Origin of the sequence: Hymenobacter nivis (assembly GCF_003149515.1) — a bacterium.
GTDB lineage: Bacteria > Bacteroidota > Bacteroidia > Cytophagales > Hymenobacteraceae > Hymenobacter > Hymenobacter nivis.
Genome location: NZ_CP029145.1, coordinates 615,354 through 636,834, shown reverse-complemented (window position 1 = coordinate 636,834; position 21,481 = coordinate 615,354). Strand labels below are relative to the sequence as shown.

General features: G+C 62.4%; 19 protein-coding genes. 8 read left to right on the top strand and 11 right to left on the bottom strand.

The features are described 5' to 3' along the window. Positions 1 to 40: 40 nt before the first annotated feature. The gene (locus DDQ68_RS02625; RefSeq protein WP_109654563.1) at positions 41 to 1,333 is read left to right on the top strand and encodes a citrate synthase; all 1,293 of its coding nucleotides are present in this window, start codon (positions 41 to 43) and stop codon (positions 1,331 to 1,333) included. A gap of 85 nt (positions 1,334 to 1,418) precedes the next feature. On the opposite strand, the gene DDQ68_RS02620 is transcribed toward DDQ68_RS02625, so the two are convergent. The 8 genes from DDQ68_RS02620 to DDQ68_RS02590 form a co-directional block, all read right to left on the bottom strand. Beyond that, positions 1,419 to 1,610, bottom strand: coding sequence for a DUF4177 domain-containing protein (locus DDQ68_RS02620; protein ID WP_109654561.1), 192 nt, complete (start codon positions 1,608 to 1,610; stop codon positions 1,419 to 1,421). Between the two features lie 72 nt (positions 1,611 to 1,682). Further along, positions 1,683 to 2,063: a hypothetical protein gene (locus tag DDQ68_RS02615; protein ID WP_109654559.1), complete on the bottom strand. Its 381-nt coding sequence runs from the start codon at positions 2,061 to 2,063 to the stop codon at positions 1,683 to 1,685. Between the two features lie 423 nt (positions 2,064 to 2,486). Next, positions 2,487 to 4,481, bottom strand: a complete 1,995-nt coding sequence (locus tag DDQ68_RS02610) for an OmpA family protein (RefSeq protein ID WP_109654557.1) — start codon at positions 4,479 to 4,481, stop codon at positions 2,487 to 2,489. Between the two features lie 10 nt (positions 4,482 to 4,491). After that, complete coding sequence (locus DDQ68_RS02605; RefSeq protein ID WP_211320269.1) at positions 4,492 to 5,073, bottom strand: 7-carboxy-7-deazaguanine synthase QueE; 582 nt, start codon at positions 5,071 to 5,073, stop codon at positions 4,492 to 4,494. A 233-nt stretch (positions 5,074 to 5,306) separates the two neighbouring features. Continuing rightward, positions 5,307 to 6,215 (bottom strand): bifunctional 5,10-methylenetetrahydrofolate dehydrogenase/5,10-methenyltetrahydrofolate cyclohydrolase, encoded by a 909-nt coding sequence (locus DDQ68_RS02600; protein WP_109654553.1) that lies wholly within the window; start codon positions 6,213 to 6,215, stop codon positions 5,307 to 5,309. Positions 6,216 to 6,245: 30 nt separating this feature from the next. After that, a complete protein-coding gene (locus DDQ68_RS22430) occupies positions 6,246 to 6,713 on the bottom strand; it encodes a hypothetical protein (protein WP_162549754.1) in 468 nt (155 codons plus the stop codon). 53 nt (positions 6,714 to 6,766) lie between these two features. Then, complete coding sequence (gene lepA, locus DDQ68_RS02595; RefSeq protein WP_109654552.1) at positions 6,767 to 8,554, bottom strand: translation elongation factor 4; 1,788 nt, start codon at positions 8,552 to 8,554, stop codon at positions 6,767 to 6,769. Between the two features lie 246 nt (positions 8,555 to 8,800). Next, positions 8,801 to 9,805, bottom strand: coding sequence for an acyl transferase (locus DDQ68_RS02590; protein WP_109654550.1), 1,005 nt, complete (start codon positions 9,803 to 9,805; stop codon positions 8,801 to 8,803). A gap of 120 nt (positions 9,806 to 9,925) precedes the next feature. On the opposite strand from DDQ68_RS02590, the gene DDQ68_RS02585 reads away from it, so the two are divergent. Further along, entirely contained in the window at positions 9,926 to 10,474 is a 549-nt protein-coding gene (locus DDQ68_RS02585) for a hypothetical protein (RefSeq protein WP_109654548.1), read from the top strand. Between the two features lie 103 nt (positions 10,475 to 10,577). Here DDQ68_RS02585 and DDQ68_RS02580 read toward each other — a convergent pair whose 3' ends face one another. Next, the gene (locus DDQ68_RS02580; RefSeq protein ID WP_109654546.1) at positions 10,578 to 12,995 is read right to left on the bottom strand and encodes an alpha-ketoacid dehydrogenase subunit alpha/beta; all 2,418 of its coding nucleotides are present in this window, start codon (positions 12,993 to 12,995) and stop codon (positions 10,578 to 10,580) included. Between the two features lie 173 nt (positions 12,996 to 13,168). Between DDQ68_RS02580 and DDQ68_RS02575 the strand changes: the two genes are divergently transcribed. From DDQ68_RS02575 to ald, 4 genes are all read left to right on the top strand, one after another. Further along, entirely contained in the window at positions 13,169 to 13,948 is a 780-nt protein-coding gene (locus tag DDQ68_RS02575; protein ID WP_109654544.1) for a DUF1573 domain-containing protein, read from the top strand. Positions 13,949 to 14,130: 182 nt separating this feature from the next. Beyond that, the gene (gene mgrA, locus DDQ68_RS02570) at positions 14,131 to 15,150 is read left to right on the top strand and encodes an L-glyceraldehyde 3-phosphate reductase (RefSeq protein ID WP_109654542.1); all 1,020 of its coding nucleotides are present in this window, start codon (positions 14,131 to 14,133) and stop codon (positions 15,148 to 15,150) included. Positions 15,151 to 15,181: 31 nt separating this feature from the next. Continuing rightward, on the top strand, positions 15,182 to 15,619 hold the full coding sequence (locus DDQ68_RS02565; RefSeq protein WP_342767430.1) for a VOC family protein: 438 nt from the start codon (positions 15,182 to 15,184) through the stop codon (positions 15,617 to 15,619). Positions 15,620 to 16,874: 1,255 nt separating this feature from the next. Further along, positions 16,875 to 18,002, top strand: a complete 1,128-nt coding sequence (gene ald, locus DDQ68_RS02560) for an alanine dehydrogenase (protein ID WP_109658295.1) — start codon at positions 16,875 to 16,877, stop codon at positions 18,000 to 18,002. Between the two features lie 370 nt (positions 18,003 to 18,372). Here ald and DDQ68_RS02555 read toward each other — a convergent pair whose 3' ends face one another. Both DDQ68_RS02555 and DDQ68_RS02550 read right to left on the bottom strand, forming a co-directional pair. Further along, on the bottom strand, positions 18,373 to 19,230 hold the full coding sequence (locus DDQ68_RS02555) for a fumarylacetoacetate hydrolase family protein (protein WP_109654540.1): 858 nt from the start codon (positions 19,228 to 19,230) through the stop codon (positions 18,373 to 18,375). 214 nt (positions 19,231 to 19,444) lie between these two features. Next, positions 19,445 to 19,915 (bottom strand): type I restriction enzyme HsdR N-terminal domain-containing protein, encoded by a 471-nt coding sequence (locus DDQ68_RS02550; protein WP_109654538.1) that lies wholly within the window; start codon positions 19,913 to 19,915, stop codon positions 19,445 to 19,447. Between the two features lie 205 nt (positions 19,916 to 20,120). Here DDQ68_RS02550 and DDQ68_RS02545 point away from each other — a divergent pair, with 205 nt between their 5' ends. Next, positions 20,121 to 20,891, top strand: coding sequence for an AMP nucleosidase (locus DDQ68_RS02545; protein WP_109654536.1), 771 nt, complete (start codon positions 20,121 to 20,123; stop codon positions 20,889 to 20,891). A gap of 76 nt (positions 20,892 to 20,967) precedes the next feature. Continuing rightward, a complete protein-coding gene (locus tag DDQ68_RS02540) occupies positions 20,968 to 21,438 on the top strand; it encodes a hypothetical protein (protein WP_109654534.1) in 471 nt (156 codons plus the stop codon). Positions 21,439 to 21,481 lie beyond the last annotated feature (43 nt).

The following is a 21,481-nucleotide window of genomic DNA, read 5'->3' as shown; positions in this document are numbered from 1 at the left end:
CGCGCCTCTTACCCACTCCCTCATTCCTTCTTCCCCGCACATGGCAGAATCTGCTGAACTCATCCTAGACGGTCAATCCATCAGCCTCCCCGTCATCGAAGGCACCGAGCACGAAAAAGCTTTTGACATTGGCAAACTACGCGAACAGACCGGCTACGTCACCCTCGATTCAGGCTACAAGAACACCGGGGCCACCAGAAGCGCCATCACGTTCCTCGACGGCGAGGAGGGTATTCTGCGCTACCGCGGCTATCCGATTGAGCAACTGGCCGAGAAGTCGTCGTTTATCGAAGTGGCGTACTTGCTGATTTACGGGGCCCTGCCCACGACCGCCCAGCTGGCCGACTTCAGCAACCGCATCACCAAGCACACGCTGGTGCACGAGGACATGCGCAAGATTTTCGACGGATTCCCGACCAGCACGCACCCGATGGCCATCCTGAGCAGCCTCACCTGCGCGCTCACCGGCTTCTACCCCGAAAGCCTCAGCCCCAACCAGACCCCCGAGGAGTTCGACCTGAACATCGTGCGCTTGCTGGCTAAAATCTCGACCATCGCCGCCTGGACCTACAAAAACTCGGTGGGCCATCCGCTCAACTACCCACGCAACGACCTCGACTACACCTCCAACTTCCTGTACATGATGTTCAGCTTCCCCACGGAGAAGTACGAAATCAACCCAGTGGTGGTGGGTGCGTTGAACAAGCTCCTCATCCTGCACGCCGACCATGAGCAGAACTGCTCGACCAGCACGGTGCGCCTCGTGGGCTCGGCCAATGCCAGCCTCTACGGCTCGGTGTCGGCGGGCATCAATGCGCTGTGGGGCCCCCTGCACGGCGGCTCCAACCAGGAAGTGATTGAAATGCTGGAAGCCATCGAGAAGGACGGCGGCGACACCAGCAAGTTCATCGACAAGGCCAAGGACAAGAACAACTCGTTCCGCCTGATGGGCTTTGGGCACCGGGTGTACAAAAACTTCGACCCGCGCGCCAAAATTATCAAAAAGGCCGCCGACGAGGTACTGCACGCCCTGGGCATGCAGGACAGCCCGCTGCTGAAAATCGCGCAGGAGCTGGAGCAAGCCGCCCTCACCGACCAGTATTTCGTGGAGCGCAAGCTGTACCCGAACGTGGACTTTTATTCGGGCATCATTTACAAGGCCCTGGGCATTCCCACCGAAATGTTCACGGTGATGTTCGCCATGGGCCGCCTCCCCGGCTGGATCGCCCAGTGGAAGGAAATGCGCGAAAATAAGGAGCCCATCGGCCGCCCCCGCCAGATTTATGTGGGCGAGTTGGAGCGCAATTACACCGCCATCGGCGAGCGGGCCTAGCCCTAGCGTTTTGCTTGAAAAAAGCCGTAGCCGGCTTGCCCAAGGGCAAGCCGGCTACGGCTTTTTTAGGCCCCCAGGGGCTCATTCAGGCGATTTCGCGCTTAAGGGTGATGAGCAAGCCCCGGGCCTGGTTGCGGGTAAACTCCGTTTCGACCGTCGTCACCACTTCCCAGCCCTGCTCGCCGAGCACGTTCAGCCGTTCCGTTAGCTGCTGGTAATCAATGGCACTGAAAAAGCCGCTGTTGACGTCCAGTAGGCGATATTCAAATTTTTTCACGGGCTAAAGGCAGCGTTGAGCTGCGGCTGAGTGACTGGTTAAAACAACTCAATCACCGCTGGGGCCCATGCATTACAGCCGGTGCGCGGTGAAGCTGCTGCGCAGGCCCTGGTAGGCCACCAGCTGGGCGGGGCGCAGCAGGCCGGCCAGAGCGGCTTCGTAGCGCTGCTGGGCGGCAGACAGGGCTTGGTCGCGGGCGGCGGGGTTGGCGCCGCTCAGGCTGATGGCCAGGGCCTGGCGCTCGGCCAGCATGCACAGGTGCAGGGCCCGGATGCGGATGTACTGGGCTTCGTCGAGGGGCACGCGGCCGGCCAGGGCCCGGGTCAGGCCGTTGGCCCGCGCCACGGTGGCGGCCGAATACGCGGCGGGATCATCGGTACCGGCCGGGGCCGCGGCAGCAGGTTGAGCACCGAGGCCGGCCACTAGGCAAAACGTAGCGAAAAAGTTGTACATGGTGGTGAAAGAAAAAAGGTATTGGAGAAATTTCGGCTTGTATCCCTCGCCAGCCGGTAGGGCTGGCGGCTTAGGTTCTCCAAACGTAATTCTATTTTTCATCCAGCCAAGTTTCCTAGTTTTCAGCCGGTTTCTAACTCAGCTATTTCACGGATTAACCATAAACTACTGATTAACAATCTTATATTTCATAATCGAAAATACAGCATTTACGCCACCACTTTTTAGCAGCTATCCATACCGACAAGACTTTCTTTACGGAATGCCAAATTATTTTCACTGTCTTAAAGCCTTGCTTTAAGTAAAAACCCTAAATAGATGCAACAGGACGCCTGTACCACCAGGCTGCACTGGCACCGCCGCTTAGCGGCAAGGGCATACGCCGCCTGAAACAAGGAATCGTACCCGAACCGGGATTCCTGGCTAGAGGATGCGCAGCTCGATGCGGCGGTTGAGGCGGCGGCTGGCGTCGGTGTCGTTGGGGCCCAGGGCGCGGGCGGCGCCGTAGCCTTTGGCCCGCAGGCGGGCGGCTTGTACACCGTGGGCCGTGAGGTAGGCCACCACGGCCTGCGCCCGGCGCTCGGAAAGCTGGAGGTTGGCCGCGTCGGTGCCCACGTTATCGGTGTGGCCCGATACCTCGATTTGCACATCCTGGTACTGGCGCATGAACTCGATGAGGCGATTGAGCTCGGTGCGCGAGCGGGGCTCCAGCTCGTACTTGTTGGTATCGAAAAACAGGTTGTTCAGCACCACGCTGCGGCCGGCGCGCACGGGGTCGAGGTAAATGTCGAGCGTGAACGGGTTGAACTGCTGCTTGCCGGCGTAATCGAAGCTCAGGCTTTTGAGTAAGTACTTGTCGGCGGCGGCATACATGGCGTAGCGGTGGCCCTCGTTGAGCACGGCGGTATACTCGCCGGTTTCCGGGTCAGAGGTCACGAACTGTGTGAGGGCGTCGGTGTCCACGTCGTAGATTTTCACGTCGGCCCGCATCGGCTTCTTGGTGGTGGCGTCGAACACCCGGCCCTGGGCGTAGGTGCTGGTTTCACGGGCCTTGGCCTCGGCGGGCACGTCGAAGCCGAAGAGCTGCACGCCCCGCTCGAGCGCGGGGGCCCCGGGAGCGGCCGGCTTTTCATCGCCCATTTGCGTGCGCGAGTAAAAGCCGCGCTGGTTGTCAGACGACACGAACATCGAGGCCTCGTCCTCGAACGTGTTCAGCGGGTAACCCAGGTTGGCCGGGGGCCCCCAGGTCCCGCCGGCAGCGGCTTCGCTCCGGAACACATCGAGCCCACCCATGCCCACTAGTCCGTCGGTGACGTAGTAGAGCGTAGTGCCGCTGGCGTGGATGAAGGGGGCCATGTCCTTGCCGGGCGTGTTCACTGGTGCCCCCAGGTTTTTGGCGGGGGCCCAGGCGCCGTCGGGCTGCAAAGTGGTCACGTACAGGTCTTCCTGCCCCTGGCCACCGCGGCGGGTGGAGGTGAAGTACAGTGTGCGCCCGTCGGCCGAGAGCGAGGGCTGCGAGTCCCACTCTGGCGAGTTCACAGCGGCGCCCAGGTTTTGGGGCGGACTCCAGGTGTTGCCGGTGCGCCGCGAGATGTACAAGTCGCAGTTGCCGACGCTCTTGGGCCGGTCACAGGAGGCAAACACCAGCGTTTTGCCATCGCCCGAAATCGTGCCTGCGCCTTCGTTATAGCTCGAATTGATGGTTGGGGCAATGCTGACGGGCGGGCTGAATGTGCCGTCAGCCGCCCGGCGGCTCACAAACAGGTCCTCGCCGCTGCTCACCATCGGCCGCCCCGTGAAGAGCAGGAAGCGGCTGTCGGCCGTCAGGGTCGGGAAATACTGAAACTTGAAGCCGTTCAGCGGGGGCCCCAGTGGCGCGGGGGGAGGCCCCACGGGGTGCTTCAGGGCCGCTTCGGCAAACACGCAGGTGCGCAGGCCGCGTTCGGCCACGGCGCGGTGGCGGGCCACTTTGGGGCCAACTTTCAGTAGCTGGCGGTAGGCCACGCCTGCGGTGGCGTAGTCACCGTATTGCAGGGCCAGGTCACCGAGCAGTAGGTACTGGGTGGCGCGGGCGGCATCGGGCGGCACCTTGGCCAAGCCCTCGCGGTAGGCCACCAAGGCCCCGCGGGTGTCGCCCTGAGCCTTCAGCAGCGAGCCCTTCATAAGCCAGCCCTCGCCGAGCGACGGAAATTTCTGGGTGAGCGTACCCAGCGTCTCCAGGGCCTTGCTAAACTCGCGGTCTTTGGCTTGGGCCTTAGCCTTCTCATAGAGGCCACGGGCCTTGGTATTGGTGATGACTGGGGGCGCAATTCCCTGAGCCTGTGCCGATAAGGGCCCGCTCAGGACCACTGCTAAAACCAGCCCGCTGCCCAGCGCGTAACGCCGGCCTTTATCCCAAAAAGTACCCAGTAGTCGCATAGCCCGCAAACTACGGAATGTCGAGGTATTTATGCGTTTGCAGCGATACTTGCCAGCGCGGGTGGGCCTTCACGTAATCGATGAGGGCGGGCGTCATGCGGGCGGCGCGGCTCCATTCGGGCTGGAGGTAGAGGCGCGTGGTGGCGGGCACCAGGGCAGCGTGCTCCTCGGCCCAGGCAAAGTCGCTGTCGTTGAAAACAATGATTTTCAGCTCGTCGGCGTGGGCCAGTACGTCGGGCCGCGGGGCCCTGAACTTCTTGGGCGACACGCAGATCCAGTCCCAACGGCCGCTGAGCGGGTGGGCCCCGGAGGTCTCAATCCAGGTTTGGAAGCCGGCCGCTTGCAGGGCCCCGGTGAGGGGCCCGCAGTTGTGCATCAGCGGCTCGCCACCGGTGATGACCACGTTGCGGCCGGGGTGCGCGGCGGCGGCGGCCACCAGCTCGGCCACGGCCTGGCGCGGGTGCGCGTCGGCGTCCCACGACTCCTTCACGTCGCACCACACGCAGCCCACGTCGCACCCGCCCAGGCGGATGAAGTAGGCCGCTCGCCCGGCGTTAAAGCCTTCGCCCTGAATGGTATAAAACTGCTCCATTACCGGTAGGATGACCCCGGTGATGGGCGTGTGGAGGATGGGCAAAGCGGCGAGCAAATCGGTAACGGCGGACATGAGCAACTAATAAAACAGGGCACGACTTGCGTCAACACCCGGGGCGCAACCGGGGCCCCCGGCCACTCAAATTTACGAACGGTGAGTTGGTGAAGGAGCGAATGAGTAATCGATGTAGAGAGAAATCACTCATTCGCTCCTTCACCAACTCACCATTGCTACGCCTTCGGATACACGGCGCCCGTGGCGGCGCGCAGCGTGTTTAGTAGCAGCATGGCGATGGTCATGGGGCCCACGCCGCCGGGCACGGGCGTGATGCGCGAGGCCAGCGGGGCCACTTCGGCAAAGTTCACGTCGCCCTTCAGGCTGAAACCGCTCTTCTTGTTGGCGTCCGTCACGCGGGTCGTGCCCACATCAATCACCACCGCGCCGGGCTTCACCATGTCGGCCGTCACGAACTCGGGCCGACCAATGGCGGCCACGATGATGTCGGCCTGGCGCACGATTTCAGCCAGGTTTTTGGTCCGCGAGTGGCATAAAGTAACGGTGCAGTTAGCAGTTTCCAAGTTCTTGGCCAGCAAGATACTAACCGGCGTACCCACGATGTTGCTGCGGCCAATTACGACGCAGTGCTGGCCGCTGGTTTTGATGCCTTGGCGGGCCATCAGCTCCACGATGCCGGAGGGCGTGGCGGGCAATAGCGCGGGCAGCCCAGCCACCATGCGGCCCAGGTTCATGGGGTGGAAGCCGTCCACATCCTTGTCGGGCCGGATGGCTTCGATGACCTTTTCGGCGTCGATGTGCTTGGGCAGCGGTAGCTGAACGATGAAGCCGTCGATGGCCGGGTCGTCGTTCAGGGCCCCCACCTGGGCCAGCAGGTCGGCCTCGGTGATATCGTCCTCAAAGCGCAGCAGCGTGCTGTCGTAACCCACCCGTTCGCAGGCCAGCACCTTGTTGCGCACGTAGGTTTCGGAACCACCGTCGTGGCCCACCAGGATGGCGGCCAAGTGCGGCGGGCGCTGGCCGGTGGCCGTCAGCTTCACCACCGCAGCGGCAATTTCAACTTTGATGTCCTCGGCAGTTTGCTTGCCGTCGATGAGGTGGGGGGCAACGTGGATATCAGCCATTCGGAAAGTACTCTTGCTTAGAAACGATTATTAAATCGCAGATTCAACTAGAATTAAATTGTTAGGAGTTACGCTGTAATGGACTGCTCCTTTGTGAATAATAAACCAGCTTGAATCAAAATCACGGAGCAGCGACAAATCATTGATAATTTGAAGCTCCAGCCCATTTGCAAAGCGGATTGCAAAATCATTCCACCTAGAAAGCTCAATACCCACTACCTGCACTTCGTGTAATATTGCTAGTCCCGGGACCAGCGCAGCATCAGAATCATCATGCCAACTGAGCAGTATTTGATTGCCCTTCACAATCCGCCACGCGCAATAAACCATTAGGGAAAACTCGCCTTGGGTTTTATCACCAAGCAGTTCTGAGCCGAACTGCAAGGTAAAAATTGAGCCAGTACCACTACCCGCTCTGCTTCGCCAAGCAGTTTTACCCACAAGTTGATTGAGCAACTCGCGCAAAGCATCGCCGGTAATACTGGTGACTTCTGGCATGTTATAAATGAACAAAAAAACGCGGCCCCCAATGGAGCCGCGTTTTCCCAAAATCAGTCAATTTTCAGAACCGCTAAAAACGCTTCCTGTGGAATTTCCACCGAGCCCACGGTACGCATCCGTTTTTTGCCCTCCTTCTGCTTTTCGAGCAGTTTGCGCTTGCGGCTAATGTCGCCGCCGTAGCACTTGGCAATCACGTTTTTGCGCAGGGCCTTGATGGTTTCGCGGGCGATGATTTTCTGCCCGATACTAGCCTGGATGGCGATGTCGAACATCTGGCGGGGCAGCAACTCGCGCAGCTTTTCGCAGAGGCGGCGGCCCCAGTCGTAGCTCTTGGAGCGGTGCACGATGGCCGACAAGGCGTCCACCTTCTCGCCATTCAGCATCACGTCCAGCTTCACCATATCGGCTTCACGGAAACCAATCAGCTCGTAATCGAGCGATGCGTAGCCGCGGCTGATGGTTTTAAGCTTGTCGAAGAAGTCGAACACAATTTCCGACAGCGGTAGCTCAAACGTCATCTCCACCCGCTCGGAGGTCAGGTACGACTGGCCCTTGATGATGCCGCGCTTCTCCATGCACAGCGTGATGATGGGCCCCACGTACTCCGAAGCGGTGATAATCTGCGCCTTAATGTACGGCTCCTCGATGGTTTTTATCAGGTTCGGCTCCGGCATTTCGCTCGGCGCGTTGATGGTCAGCAGCTGGTCTTTGGTGCCGGTGGCGTGGAACTGCACGCTCGGCACCGTGGTAATGACCGTCATGTTGAACTCGCGCTCCAGGCGCTCCTGCACAATTTCCATGTGCAGCATACCCAGGAAGCCGCAGCGGAAGCCGAAGCCCAGCGCCACCGATGTTTCGGGCTCCCAGACCAGCGAGGCGTCGTTGAGCTGGAGCTTTTCCATGCTGCTGCGTAGCTCCTCATATTCAGTAGTATCCACCGGGTAGATGCCGGCGAACACCATCGGCTTCACGTCAGCAAAGCCCTGAACAGCTTCCGGTGTGGGGTTGTGGACGTGCGTAATGGTATCGCCCACCTTCACCTCACGGGCCTCCTTGATGCCCGAGATGAGGTAGCCGACGTTGCCAGCCCCCATCTCCTGGCGCGGCTCCTGGTTGAGGCCCAGGATGCCGATTTCGTCGGCGCCGTACTCCTTGCCCGTGGCCATGAAGCGGAGCTTGTCGCCCTTGCGCATCACGCCGTTCTTGATGCGGAACAGCACCTCAATGCCGCGGTACGAGTTGAACACCGAGTCGAAAATCAGGGCTTGTAGCGGGGCCCCGAGGTCGCCTTTTGGGGCCGGCACGCGCTCCACAATGGCGTTCAGGATGGCCTCGATGCCGATGCCGGCCTTGCCCGAAGCGTGGATGATATCCTCCGGCTTGCAGCCAATCAGGTCCACAATCTCGTCGGTCACCTCCTCCGGCATGGCGTGCGGCAGGTCGATTTTATTGAGCACCGGAATAATTTCCAAGTCGGCCCCAATGGCGAGGTAGAGGTTGGAAATCGTCTGGGCCTCAATGCCCTGCGAGGCGTCCACAATCAGCAGGGCCCCTTCGCAGGCGGCGATGCTGCGGCTCACTTCGTAGCTAAAATCGACGTGGCCGGGCGTGTCAATCAGGTTCAGCGTGTAAATCTCCCCTTTGTAGGAGTACTGCATCTGGATGGCGTGGCTCTTGATGGTGATGCCCCGCTCGCGCTCCAGGTCCATGTTGTCGAGCAGTTGGGCCTGCATGTCGCGCTTGGCCACAGTGCTCGTGAACTCCAGGAGCCGGTCGGCCAGCGTGCTTTTGCCGTGGTCGATGTGGGCGATGATGCAGAAATTACGGATATTCTTCAACGGAGGGCGGTTTTTTCAGGAGAACGAAGGTACGGCGAAAGCAGTGCCAATTAGCCAGCAGCGCGCACTTTATAGCCCGCATCGCGGGGGCGGGCTGCCGGGTTTTTGCCGGCTGCCCGCTAATCATTGCGCCGGGTACAACGGCGGTTTGGAGGCCCTGGGGAACCCGGGCAATGATTCAACGATTACCAGGCAGCCGGCGAAAAGCCGGCAGCCCGGGCCGTTTCCGGGGCCCCAAATATTGCCTCACATCACTAGCTGGTTGCAGCCGCGCACGTCCGAATTATCCATGCGGCCCAGCACTTCGAAGGAGCCGTCGGGGTGCTGCACGGCTAAATCTTTGGTTTCGATGAAGGCACACGAATCAATGTTGGCCAGGTCGATGACGTTGATGGCGCCGTCGGGCCGGCGCTCGGCCACGTCGAACGGGTCGGCGGGGTCGCGCAGCAGCACGCGCAGCGGTGGCGGGCAGTGGAAGCGCCCATCGCCCAGCGAATAGGCCTGGCTGAGCAGCTCCGTCATGCCGTACTCGGAGTGGATGCCGGCGGGCCCGAAGGCGCGTTGCAGCTCCTGGTGCAGCTCCTCCCGAATCAGCTCGCGGCGGCGCCCCTTCATGCCCCCGGTTTCGAGCACCGTCAGGCCTTGCAGCTCGGGCGCGGGGCCCGCTTCGGCGGCCAAATCCAGCAGGGCGTAGCTCACGCCGATGAGCAGCACGCGGCGGCCGGCGGCCTGCTGGGCTTCGGCCAGGGCCTGGCGCAGGGCCCGGTGGTCGTGCAGGAAAAACGCGGGCTGCGCCTGCCCCGAGCGCCGGGCAAAGTCGTCCACCATCGCCACCAGCGACGACTGCCCCTGCTCCAGGTACGAGGGCAGCAGGGCCAGGAACGTCCAGCCCGGGAGGGGGCCGTAGAACTGCTCGAAAATGCGGGCGGCGTTGTCGCGGTACAGCTGCGGGTCGCGCAGCAGGTGGCGGCTGCGCTGCTGGCGGGTGGTGCCGCTGCTCAGGAATTCTTCCTGGGGGCCCCAGGCGGCGGGCTCGGTGCGCACGTCGTGGGTTTTGAAGAACTCGATGGGTAAAAACGGGATGTCGGCCAGGGCCCCCACGGCGGCGGGAGCCCGGCCCAGCTGGTGCAGGTAGGCGGCGTAGGGCGGGCAGTGGGCGGCCTGGTGGCGGAACAGGGCCAGAGCCGCCGCCTCGAAGGTGGCGGCCGATACAGCGGGCAGCTGGCGCAGGAATTCGGCGCGGAAACTCATTGGCAGGCGGAGGGGTTAGCAGGGCACAACAAAACCGCGCCGGCTTCGTTGCGAGAAACGTACATTCGGGCCGCTTTTAGGGGCCCCGGGGTGGGTTCACTTTCGTCTTTTCACTCTTCTATGCGCACTTTATTCTACTCATTGCGCCTGGCTGGGCTACTGGCCGTTGCGGCCGGGGCCGTCAGTAGCTGCCTCAACCCGCCCGACTACTCCGATACGCCCAGCATTAGCAACCCGCAGATATTCTACAAACGCCTGGCAAGCAAGTCGGGCACTTCCGATTCCATAGCCATCACTGTTTCTTACCAGGATGGTAACGGCGACCTGGGATTGGCTGATGGCGATACTGCCGGGGTTTATGCTTACCGGGGAGGCAACAACCGCAACAACAACAATTATTTTCTTCAACCCTACATAAAGGATGGGCAAGGTAATTTTCAGCCCTACATTAATCCCAATCCCAAGCTTAACTACAACGGCCGTTTCCCGCGCATTACCGCCGACGGAACTAAAGCTGCCCCGGTAAAGGGGACGCTCGTTTTTGGCAAGGATTACATCCCCGGGTATCCTTTCCGCCCTCACCAGGAAGTACGATTCGTCGTCAGCATTCAGGACCGGGCGTTGCACGAAAGCAACGTGGTAACCACCAACAGCATCATCATCCCGTAGGGCCCCGCACCTGACGGTAAAAACGGCCGCCTCCCGTTGGGAAGGCGGCCGTTTTTTTGGTGATGTAGCTTAGCCTTTGTAGTCCGATGTACAGACCAGTAACTTAATAGATTTCCGGAAACTGCTCCGGGTCGGCTTCGCTAAGCAGGGCGTAGGCAGCGTCGAATACATCCTCCACGTTGGGCTTGCTGAAGTAGTCGCCGTCGGAGCTGTAGGCCGGGCGGTGGGCCTGGGCCGAGAGGCAGCGCGGAGCCGCGTCGAGCAGCTGGTAGCCGTTTTGCTCGTCGATGACGTGCTGGAGCATGAAGGCCGAGGCCCCGCCGGGCACGTCCTCATCGGCAAACAGCACGCGGCCGGTTTTGCGCAGGCTGTCGGCGATGAGGTGCTCGGTATCGAAGGGCAGCAGGGTTTGCACGTCGATGACTTCGGCCGAAATACCTTCGGCGGCCAGCTGGGCGGCGGCCTCCATCACCACCCGGCACATTGAGCCGTAGGTGACGATGGTGATGTCGGTGCCGGCGCGCAGCACCTCGGGACGGCCCAGCGGCAGCGTGAACTCGCCCACGTTGGCGGGCAGCTTTTCTTTGAGGCGGTAGCCATTCAGGCACTCCACCACTACGGCCGGCTCGTCGCTCCGCAGCAGCGTGTTGTAGAAGCCGGCGGCGCGGGTCATGTCGCGGGGCACGCACACGTGGATGCCGCGCAGCGTGCTCAGCAGCAGGCCCATGGGCGAGCCCGAGTGCCAGATACCCTCCAGGCGATGGCCACGGGTGCGCACAATAAGCGGGGCCTTCTGGCCGCCCTTGGTGCGGTACTGGAGGCAGGCGAGGTCGTCGCTCAGAATCTGCACCGCGTACAGCAGGTAGTCGAGGTACTGAATCTCAGTAATGGGCCGCAGCCCGCGCAGGGCCGCACCGATACCCTGCCCGATGATGGTGCACTCACGGATGCCGGTGTCGGTCACGCGCAGCTCGCCAAATTTTTCCTGCAAGCCGGCAAAGGCCTGGTTCACGTCGCCGATCTGGCCCACGTCCTCGCCGATAGCGAAAATGCGCGGGTCGCGCTCGAAGTTGGCCGTAAAGCAGGCTTGCAGCACCTCGCGGCCGTCCACCACGGGCGGGGTTTCGGCGTAGGCCACGGGCACTTCGTCGATGTTGCCCACGGCTTCCTCGCTCTGGCTGAAGAGATTGGCGTTGTAGCGGTCGGCGTTTTCGCCTTGCAGCTGCTCCAAGTACTGCTGCACGGCGCGGCGGCCGGGGTGGCGCAGGCCGCGCACCTGGCGCAGGGCCTGGCGCAGGGTGCGCACGCTGTCGGCGCGGATAGGCGCGGGGTTGGTGCGCAGCTGGTTCACGGTTTCGGCCAGGGCGTGCTCGGTGCCGGTGGCTTTCACCAGGCGGTCGAGCAGGGCCACGGTGGCGTCGCGCTCATTCTTGATGGGATCCACAAAGGCCGACCAGGCAGCGGTGCGGGCCTGCTTAACGGTGGCAGCGGCGTCCTTTTCGAGGGCGTCGAGCTCGGCGGCGGTGGCGTGGCCCTCGGCCAGCAGCCACTCGCGCATTTTCAGCAGGCAGTCGTGCTCTTCTTCCCAGCGCAGGCGCGTTTTGGGCTTGTAGCGCTCGTGCGAGCCGCTGGTGCTGTGGCCCTGGGGCTGCGTGAGCTCGGTGACGTGGAAGAGCACGGGCACGTGCTGAGCGCGGCACACGGCGGCCGCGCGCTGGTAGGCGTCCACCAGAGCGGGATAATCCCAGCCCTTCACCACAAAAATCTCAAAGCCGGGCTCCCCCTCGCCGTCGCGCTGCAAGCCGGCCATAATGGCCGAAATGCTCTGCTTGGTGGTCTGGTACTCGGCGGGCACCGAGATGCCGTAGTGGTCGTCCCACACGCTCACCAGAAGCGGAATCTGGAGCACGCCGGCCGCGTTCAGGGCCTCAAAAAACATGCCTTCCGAAGTGCTGGCGTTGCCGATGGTGCCAAAGGCCACCTCGTTGCCATTCACCGAAAAGTCGCTGAATTGATGCAGCTCGGGGTTAAGGCGGTAGAGCTTGCTGGCGTAGGCCAGGCCCACGAGGCGCGGCATTTGGGCAGCGGTGGGCGAGATGTCGGCCGATGAGTTTTTGGTCGAAGTCTGGGGTTTGAACAGGCCGTTGTCGTCGAGCAGGCGGGTGCCGAAGTGGCCGTTCATGGCGCGGCCGGCGGTGGCGGGCTCGGCCTCCACGTCGGGGTTGGCGTAGAGCTGGGCGAAGTACTGCTGCCAGGTAAGCTCCCCGATGGCCACCATAAAGGTTTGGTCGCGGTAGTAGCCGGCGCGGAAGTCACCGTTCTTAAAGGCGCGGGCCATGGCCAGCTGGGGCAGCTCTTTGCCATCGCCAAAAATACCAAATTTGGCCTTGCCCATAAACACTTCTTTGCGGCCAGCGAGCGAGGCGTGCCGGCTCTCCCACCCCAAGCGGTAGTCGTGCAGAATATCGGCCAGGGCCAGGGCGGCCGTGGGGGCCGGAGCGGTGAGTTCGGCAGTGGGCATGGGCTAGAAAACTTAAGTAGAGCGGGTGGGATGTGGAGAAGGGCAAAACGGCCGGAGCCGGTACAAAAATAGGGCGCCGGGCGTGGGCGGGGGCCCGGTGTATATTTGCCTGGCCCGCCGGCCGCCGCGGTTTACCCCCGGGGCCCCGGCTCCATTTCTCTAACGCTCTGCGTATGAAATACATTTTTGCCCTCGCTTTGTTGGCCGGCACCCTGGGGGCCCGGGCCCAGGGCGCACTCACGTTCGAGCGCGACCTGCACGATTTCGGCGCCGTACCGGAGGGCACGCAGGCCACCCACGCGTTCCGGTTCACGAACACCGGCAACCAGCCCGTGGTCATCGCCAACGTGCAGGCCAGCTGCGGCTGCACCACCCCCGACTGGACCAAAACGCCGGTGCTGCCCGGCAAGTCGGGCGTGGTGCGCGCCGTGTACAGCAGCGCCGGCCGGCCCGGCGTGTTCAGCAAAACCGTGACCGTGACCAGCAACGCCGCCGAGCCCAGCCATGTGCTCACCATCAAGGGCACAGTGCTGACCCAGGCCGAGCAGAAGAAAACCCTGACGCCCGCCGAAATTGCCCGCTCGCCGCGCCTGGTGGTGGAGGGTGCCCCGGGCCACGATTTCGGCCGGCTCGAAAGCGGGCAGCAACTCAGCGCGCGCTTTGTGGTGCGCAACGCCGGCAAGCGCCCGCTCGTGCTGGGGGCCCTCAGCAGCGCCTGCTACTGCGTGGGCTACAAGATACCACCCGCCCCCATCGCCCCCGGCCAAAGCGCCCCCGTGGAGCTGGTGTACGCCCCGCGCCAGCTGGGGGCCCTGGCCGACGTGGTAACGCTGCAATCGAACGACGTGGCCACACCCGCCGACGCCAAGCTCACGCTGCGCGCCACCGTGGTGCGCACCCTGGCCCCCGAAAGCCTCGTCAAGGAAAGCGGCACCACCGTTCCTTTTAAATAGCCAGCGGCGTGGGTGCTGCGTTTAACCAAGCTACTGCAAGCAATACTGGAATGTAGAGACGCATCTTTGCGTCTCAGGTATTGCACGACTTGACTAGACACTGTTCCGATCTGTCGTTTAATCCTGAGACGCAAAGATGCGTTTCTATATTCCAGGCTGGCCCTCAACCTTTTCCCCTTTTCATGCCTCCCCAATACCTCCCCGCTGCGGATCGCTACCAAGCCCTACCCTACCGCCGCTGCGGCAAAAGCGGCCTCAAGCTGCCCGCCATTTCGCTGGGCCTCTGGCACAACTTCGGCGACGTGGACGCGCTGGCCACCGGCCGCCAAACCCTGCACCTGGCCTTCGATAACGGCATCACCCACTTCGACCTGGCCAACAATTACGGCCCGCCCCCCGGCTCGGCCGAGCTGAACTTTGGCAAGGTGCTGGCCCAGGATTTTGCCGCGTACCGCGACGAGCTCATCATTTCCACCAAGGCCGGCTACGGCATGTGGGAGGGCCCCTACGGCGAGTGGGGTTCGCGCAAGTACCTGCTGGCCAGCCTCGACCAAAGCCTCAAGCGCATGGGCCTGGAGTATGTCGATATCTTCTACCACCACCGGCCCGACCCCGACACGCCGCTGGAAGAAAGCATGGGGGCCCTGGCCCATGCTGTGCGCCAGGGCAAGGCCCTGTACGTAGGCCTATCGAACTACGGGCCCGAGGAGGCCCAAAAGGCCATTGGCCTGCTGCGCGAAATGGGCACGCCCTGCCTCATCCACCAGCCCAAGTACTCCATGCTGGTGCGCGACCCCGAGGCCGGCCTGCTCGACGTGCTGGGCGCGGAAGGTGTGGGCTGCATCCCATTCTCGCCCCTGGCCCAGGGCCTGCTGTCGGACAAGTACTTACAGGGTATCCCCGACGACTCGCGGGCGGCTAGCAGCACGGGCTTTTTGCAGCGCGAGCAGGTGACGCCCACCGTGGTGGCCCAGCTCCAGCAGCTGAATACGGTAGCTCAGGCCCGCGGCCAGAGCCTGGCCCAAATGGCCCTGGCCTGGCTGCTGAAGGACGACCGGGTGACCTCCGTGCTGGTAGGAGCCAGCCGCCCCGCCCAGCTCGCCGACTCGCTGCACTGCCTCCAGAACCTGAATTTCAGCGCCGACGAACTGGCCCGCATCGAGCAGATTTTGCAGAAGCCAGCGGACACAGCCGCGGCTTAAACGCCCAATAGCTGGGGCCCAAGTGGGCCACGTGCATTTGCAAGTCACCGACCGGGCGCTGGCATTTTACCAGGGCCTGCTGGGCTTTGAATTGCAGCAGCGTTACGGCGAGCAGGCCGCTTTTTTGGGAGCCAGGGGCTACCATCACCATATCGGACTGAACACCCGAAACAGCCTGGGCGGGGCCCCGGCGCGCACCCAGGGCGCGGCGGGCCTCTACCACGCCGCCCTGCTCTACCCCACCCGCGCCAACCTGGGCCGCGTGGTGGGCCGGCTGGTGGCGGCCGGCTACCCGCTGAGCGGCGCGGCCGACCACGGCGTGTCGGAACCGAGTACCTCAACGCCCCCGACGGCAACGGCCTGGAGCTGTGCTGGGACCGGCACCGGCCGCCTGGCCCCGCGACGCAGCCGGCGGCCTCACCATGTACACTCATCCCCTCGATTTGGGCGCGCTGATGGCAGCGGGTGAAACACCCGGCTAAGTAACTGGCCTGCATTAATTCGGGTGCAACAAACTAATCATCAATAAGAAAGCCAATAATTAATGGTTAAATTATTATATGTAAATTTATGCAATTGCCAGCGTCAACTTTTGCTTGCCTTTTGCCTACCATCCTATGCGTATTCGCGCCCTGCTGCTAGCTGCTTGTTTTAGCTTCTCCCTGGCAGCAGTGGCCCAAAACCAGCCCGGACCAGCTTACTTTCTCCGCCATCCGACGAACGAACCACGCCTTAGCTTGGTGCTACTACCCGGTGGCCCGGTGCCTGCCTTGCCAGCAGTAACCCTTATCCCTACGGTACGAGCGGCAGCGGCCTTTACCCCGCTGCCAGTTTCTGCGACTCACTCCTTGTGTACTGAGGAACCGGCGCCACGCCGCGACCTAACCGGCGTCTGGGCCTATCCACCCTACGACCCGTACCGGAACCTATCGGAGACCTACCGTAAAAATACCCTACCCGACGTGTGGGCTGAGCCGTTGCCATTGCAACTATTACGGAGCGCGCTGGGCCGGCCAGGTTTTCCATTTGTGCAGGGGCGGCCATAAGTTGGTGGCCGCACCGCACGGATGCAAGGGCTTATTGCACCTCGGCACGGCCGCGCGCTTGCGGCGGTATAGGCGAATGACGGGGCGCTTTTGCGGCTTTCGGACCAGTATTCGGTCCGGGCGGCCAGTTATTGCGGCCGGTTGGCCGGTTGGCCGGTATCCGCTTATTCTCCCTAACAATAATTGGTTGGCCGGCTGAAAAAGCCGACGGACCGGCAGCTGCCTAGTATGGCTTGGCAGGTGCTTTTGGTAGCCTTGGAGCGGCTCCCAGGTTGGTATACATCGCTGTTCCGGTAGAGGTGGGGCTTGCCCCCGCCCAAATTGTTGCCACGGTCACCGTTCAATGATTCGGGCGGGGGCAAGCCCCGCCCCTACACCGCAAATAGGTATGCACATCAACCTGGAAACTGCTCTGGCGCATAGATTTGTTTAGGTGTAAGGAGAACCCTTGCCGCACGGCCAGGAGGATTTTTTGGGTATTTTCCTAGCCATTTTGCCACTCTCTAAGTGGGATGAGTTGACCAAAAGCATGCTTGCATTACTTCCAAGAAGCCAGAAAAAGATTTGGGCCAGGACGAGCCGATGGGCGGCACTTTTCGCCGCTACGGGCCGTTGGGGCCCTATCTTTACGTGCCGTTTTGGCGCCTCCACCTCCCCTTCATCCCACCCATTTTCGTTATGATTATCGGCGTTCCCAAGGAAATTAAAAACAATGAAAACCGCGTGGGCCTCACGCCCGCTGGCGTAGCCGAGCTGCGCAAGCACGGCCACACGCTGCTGGTGCAAGCCGGGGCCGGCGGCGGCAGCGGCTTCGACGACGCTGATTACGAGCAGGCGGGGGCGCAACTGCTACCCACCATTGCCGACGTGTACGGGCAGGCCGATATGATCATCAAGGTGAAGGAGCCGATTGCTGAGGAATACCCGCTCATCAAGGAGAACCAGCTGCTGTTCACGTACTTCCACTTTGCCAGCGGCGAGGCCCTGACCCACGCCATGATCGAGCGCAAGGCCATCTGCCTGGCCTATGAAACCGTGGAGCTGCCCAACCGCGCCCTGCCCCTGCTCATCCCCATGAGCGAAGTGGCCGGCCGCATGGCTCCCCAGGAAGGCGCCAAGTACCTAGAGAAACCCCTGAAAGGCCGCGGCATTCTGCTCGGCGGCGTACCCGGCGTGAAGCCGGCACACGTGCTGGTGCTCGGCGCGGGCATCGTGGGCACGCAGGCAGCCAAGGTGGCCGCGGGCCTGGGGGCCCAGGTCACCATTATGGACATCAACCTGAACCGCCTGCGCGAACTCGACGACTTCATGCCGAAAAACGTGGTGACGCAGTATTCTAACGAGTATAATATCCGCGAAGCCATTAAAACCACCGACCTGGTGGTGGGCGCGGTGCTGATTCCGGGCGCCAAGGCCCCGCACCTCATCACGCGCGATATGCTGAAAACCATGCGCCCCGGCACCGTGCTCGTGGACGTGGCTGTGGACCAGGGCGGCTGCATCGAAACCTGCCGCCCCACCACTCACGAAGACCCGACCTTCATCATCGACGACGTGGTGCACTACTGCGTGGCCAACATGCCCGGCGCGGTACCCTACACCTCCACCCTGGCCCTCACCAACGCCACGCTGCCTTACGCCGTGAAGCTGGCCAACCTGGGCTGGCAGGCCGCTTGCCGCCAGGACGCCGCCCTGCGCCTTGGCCTGAACGTGGTGCACGGCGAGGTCGTTTACAAAGGCGTGGCCGAAGCCTGGGGCCTGCCCCTGGTGGACGTAGCCCACGTGCTGGAGCCCGTAACGGCTTAGTTAACAGCGCACTGTAGCACGAACTTTGTAGTTCGCGGCGCTCGCTTCGTCCTGCCGATTGAACGCTGAACGGTTACCGTGCAGCGGCGCGAACTCCAAAGTTCGCGCTACAGAAAAGGCCTCCCCGATGCTATATCGGGGAGGCCTTTTCTTTTTACGGCCTGCCTACCCTGCCTTGCGGTCGCCGCTGGTGAAGGCCACTACTCAGCCGGGGTATTCGGGGGCGCGCTTGCTCACGTCAACCCGTGGAAATTAGCCGCCGCTTATGCGCAGTGCTTACGGATAATCGCCGGCGCGAGCTGCTGGCTTTTCGCCGGCTGCCCGCTAATCGTTGCATCATTGCCGAAAGGCCGCCGTGGGACCCCGGCAATTACCCCGGAAACGCCGCTACGCGCTGGCGCTGCTCGCCCAGGCCTTCGATGCCTAGCGCCACCACGTCGCCGGCGCGCAGGTACTGCGGTGGGTGCAGGCCCATGCCCGTACCGGCCGGGCTGCCGGTGGAGATGACGTCGCCGGGCAGCAAAGTCATGAACTCACTGACGTAGCTGATGATTTTGGCCAGCCCGAACACCAGGTCGGCGGTGGTGGCTTCCTGCTTGGTGGCGCCGTTCACGGTGAGCCAGATGCGCAGGTTTTCGGGGTCGGGCACGTCGGCGGCTAGCGTGAGGTAGGGCCCCAACGGCGCAAAGGTGTCGGCGCTTTTACCCTTGGTCCACTGCCCGCCGCGCTCCAGCTGGTGGGCCCGCTCGCTGTAGTCGTTGAGGATGGTGTAGCCGGCGATGTGGCCCAGTGCATCGGCTTCTGCTACGTAGGATGCTAACTTACCGATGACAAAGGCCAACTCGGCTTCCCAGTCGAGCTTTTCGGCGCCGCGGGGCAGCACCACATCGTCGTGGGGCCCGCACAAGGCGGAGGTGGCCTTGAGGAAAAATACGGGTTCGGTGGGCAGGCCCAGGCCGGTTTCGGCGCTGTGGTCGCGGTAGTTCAGGCCAATGCACACAATTTTGGACGGCCGCGCCACGCAGCTGCCCAGGCGGGCTTCGGCGGGCACTTCGGGGCACTGAGCGGCGTGGGGCCCCAGCCAGGCGGCGAGGCGGACCGGGCCATCGGTGGCGAAAAAGGCCTCGTGGTAGTCTTCGCCAAACGCCGACACGTCGAGGCGCTGGCCGGCGGCGGTGCGCACGCCGGGCTGCTCGTGCCCCCGCGGGCCGAAGCGGAATAATTGCATGGGGTAAGTTTTAGTTGTCAATTTTTCGTTGTCAGTTGTCATGTAGCTTTTGGTGCAGCTGCTCGCCGGAAATCACTAAAGCTGTTTAGGAAGTCTGGAAATTCGAAATTGAACGTCAGATGAGCATGACGGTCTGACGACTTCCTAAACAGCTTTACTGATAAAAATCTCGGATATCTAATAACGAACAACTGACCACTAGCAACTAAGGGCATTACGGCCCAGCCAGCGCCACGGCTGCCGCAAAGCCTGGAATTTCGTTGAGCCGCTCGTTGGTGCGGGCCGCGAAATCGACCTGCCAGCAGTAGTGCACCAGGCCGTTGGTGAGCAGCAGCAGCGGAGCCCCCACTGTTTGGTTGTAGGTAGTGGCCTGCCGGGCCACGGCCGCGTCAATGGCCACGTGCGGGGCCTTGCACTCGACCAGCAGCAGGGGCTGGCCGGTGGGGCCCAGGGCCAGCAGGTCAGTGCGCTTCTGGCGCTGGTTGTAGCGCAGGCCGCGCTCCAGGGCCAGCAGGCCGCGCGGGTAGCCCAGATGGCCCGCCAGGTAGTGCACCACGTGCTGGCGCACCCACTCCTCGGGCGTGAGCACCACGTGCTTGCGCCGGAGCCCATCCCAAATAAGCGGCTGGTTTGTGGCCGATTGCGTAAGTTTGGCTTCGAAAGGCGGCAGGTCCAACTCTTGCATCACCTCCAAAGGTACGGGGGGCCGCCGCGTTTCAGGAGCTGCCCGCCGTGCCGCCGTACCCCTCAGGGGCGGCGGTTTTTTTGTTTTCAACGAGTGAGGTGGCGAGTGAGTGAATTATCCACCGATCCACTATCCGGCCCCGTACCACTTCACTCTTTTCCCACTTCACTCATTCGCCAACTCACCAATTCGCTCATTTGCCCCCATGAAGACCAAAGAAGAAATCGTAAACAACTGGCTACCACGCTACACGGGCGTACCGCTCGGCGAATTCGGGCAGTACATCCTGCTCACTAATTTCAGCAACTACGTGTATATGTTTGCCGAGCAGTTCGGCGTGGAGGTGCGCGGACTCGATAAGCCGATGCAGTCGGCCACGGCGGACGGCATCACCATCATTAATTTCGGCATGGGCTCGCCGATGGCGGCCACGGTGATGGACCTGCTCTCGGCCGTCAAGCCCAAGGCGGCGCTATTTTTGGGCAAGTGCGGGGGCCTGAAAAAGACCAAACTCGGCGACTTGGTGCTGCCCATTGCCGCCATTCGCGGCGACGGTACTTCCGACGACTACCTGCCCAAGGAGATTCCGGCCCTGCCCTCCTTCCGCCTGCAACGCGCGGTTTCGTCGATGATTAAGAAGCACGAGCTGGACTACTACACCGGCACCGTGTACACCACTAACCGCCGGGTGTGGGAGCACGACCAGGAGTTCAAGGACTACTTGCGCCGGGTGCGGGCCCTGGCCGTGGACATGGAAACGGCCACTATTTTCGTGTGTGGCTTCATGAACGACATTCCCCACGGGGCCCTGCTGCTGGTGAGCGACAACCCGATGACGCCCGAGGGCGTGAAAACCTCGGAATCGGACTCGAAAGTGACCACTAACTTCGTGAAGCAGCACCTGGCCATCGGCATCGAGTCGCTGCTGGAGTTGAAGAACTCGGGCGAGTCGGTGAAGCACATGAAGTTCGAATAAGGGCTCCAGATTGGCTACGCTGGCCTTTGGGTCACCCAGGTTTTTTGAATTTCATAGATTTTATGGACGGCCGCTTATGCTTCATTTTACTGACTTTCGATTTCGGGGCGGGGCCTTTTTACTGATCCTCAGCCTTATTGGCTGCGACCGGGGGAAACACTCGGCCCAGGACACCCTGCGCAACACCGCTGAGGCGGCGGGGCAGTCGACCACGGTGGCGGCGGATGGACTGGCCACCGGCGCCCAGCGCGAGGCGGCCCAAACCGGCCTCAGCGCCGCCTTGCAAGCGCGCGGGCTGCGCCTGGGCAAGTCGTTTGTGGCCGGCGACGACAGCGTGCGCGCCGGCCGGCCGCAGCTCTCGCTCTACGTCATTTTTGAACGCACTTTCCGCGACACTGTGCGCGTGCGCCTGCTCGATAACAACGGCGTGGAATACGGCCGCAGCCGCGTGCTGTTGCAGGGCCGGGCCGACGAGGCGCGGCCGTTCCCGGTTCGCTTCGACCCGCACATGCATTTTGAGTTGGGCACGCAGGTAGTGGTGGAATAAAACGCCAACCCAAAGCAGCTGAACGTTTTACCCGGTTCACCGA

Excerpts from the sequence above, each read along its gene's own strand:
- ald (WP_109658295.1), top strand. The coding sequence starts at position 16,875 with ATGATTATCGGCGTTCCCAAGGAAATTAAAAACAATGAAAACCGCGTG.
- DDQ68_RS02545 (WP_109654536.1), top strand. The coding sequence starts at position 20,121 with ATGAAGACCAAAGAAGAAATCGTAAACAACTGGCTACCACGCTACACG.
- DDQ68_RS02540 (WP_109654534.1), top strand. The coding sequence starts at position 20,968 with ATGCTTCATTTTACTGACTTTCGATTTCGGGGCGGGGCCTTTTTACTG.
- DDQ68_RS02600 (WP_109654553.1), bottom strand. The coding sequence starts at position 6,215 with ATGGCTGATATCCACGTTGCCCCCCACCTCATCGACGGCAAGCAAACT.
- DDQ68_RS02605 (WP_211320269.1), bottom strand. The coding sequence starts at position 5,073 with ATGGAGCAGTTTTATACCATTCAGGGCGAAGGCTTTAACGCCGGGCGA.
- DDQ68_RS02575 (WP_109654544.1), top strand. The coding sequence starts at position 13,169 with ATGAAATACATTTTTGCCCTCGCTTTGTTGGCCGGCACCCTGGGGGCC.
- DDQ68_RS02590 (WP_109654550.1), bottom strand. The coding sequence starts at position 9,805 with ATGAGTTTCCGCGCCGAATTCCTGCGCCAGCTGCCCGCTGTATCGGCC.
- DDQ68_RS02555 (WP_109654540.1), bottom strand. The coding sequence starts at position 19,230 with ATGCAATTATTCCGCTTCGGCCCGCGGGGGCACGAGCAGCCCGGCGTG.
- DDQ68_RS02615 (WP_109654559.1), bottom strand. The coding sequence starts at position 2,063 with ATGTACAACTTTTTCGCTACGTTTTGCCTAGTGGCCGGCCTCGGTGCT.
- DDQ68_RS02580 (WP_109654546.1), bottom strand. The coding sequence starts at position 12,995 with ATGCCCACTGCCGAACTCACCGCTCCGGCCCCCACGGCCGCCCTGGCC.
- DDQ68_RS22430 (WP_162549754.1), bottom strand. The coding sequence starts at position 6,713 with ATGCCAGAAGTCACCAGTATTACCGGCGATGCTTTGCGCGAGTTGCTC.
- DDQ68_RS02625 (WP_109654563.1), top strand. The coding sequence starts at position 41 with ATGGCAGAATCTGCTGAACTCATCCTAGACGGTCAATCCATCAGCCTC.
- DDQ68_RS02585 (WP_109654548.1), top strand. The coding sequence starts at position 9,926 with ATGCGCACTTTATTCTACTCATTGCGCCTGGCTGGGCTACTGGCCGTT.
- DDQ68_RS02550 (WP_109654538.1), bottom strand. The coding sequence starts at position 19,915 with ATGCAAGAGTTGGACCTGCCGCCTTTCGAAGCCAAACTTACGCAATCG.
- DDQ68_RS02610 (WP_109654557.1), bottom strand. The coding sequence starts at position 4,481 with ATGCGACTACTGGGTACTTTTTGGGATAAAGGCCGGCGTTACGCGCTG.
- mgrA (WP_109654542.1), top strand. The coding sequence starts at position 14,131 with ATGCCTCCCCAATACCTCCCCGCTGCGGATCGCTACCAAGCCCTACCC.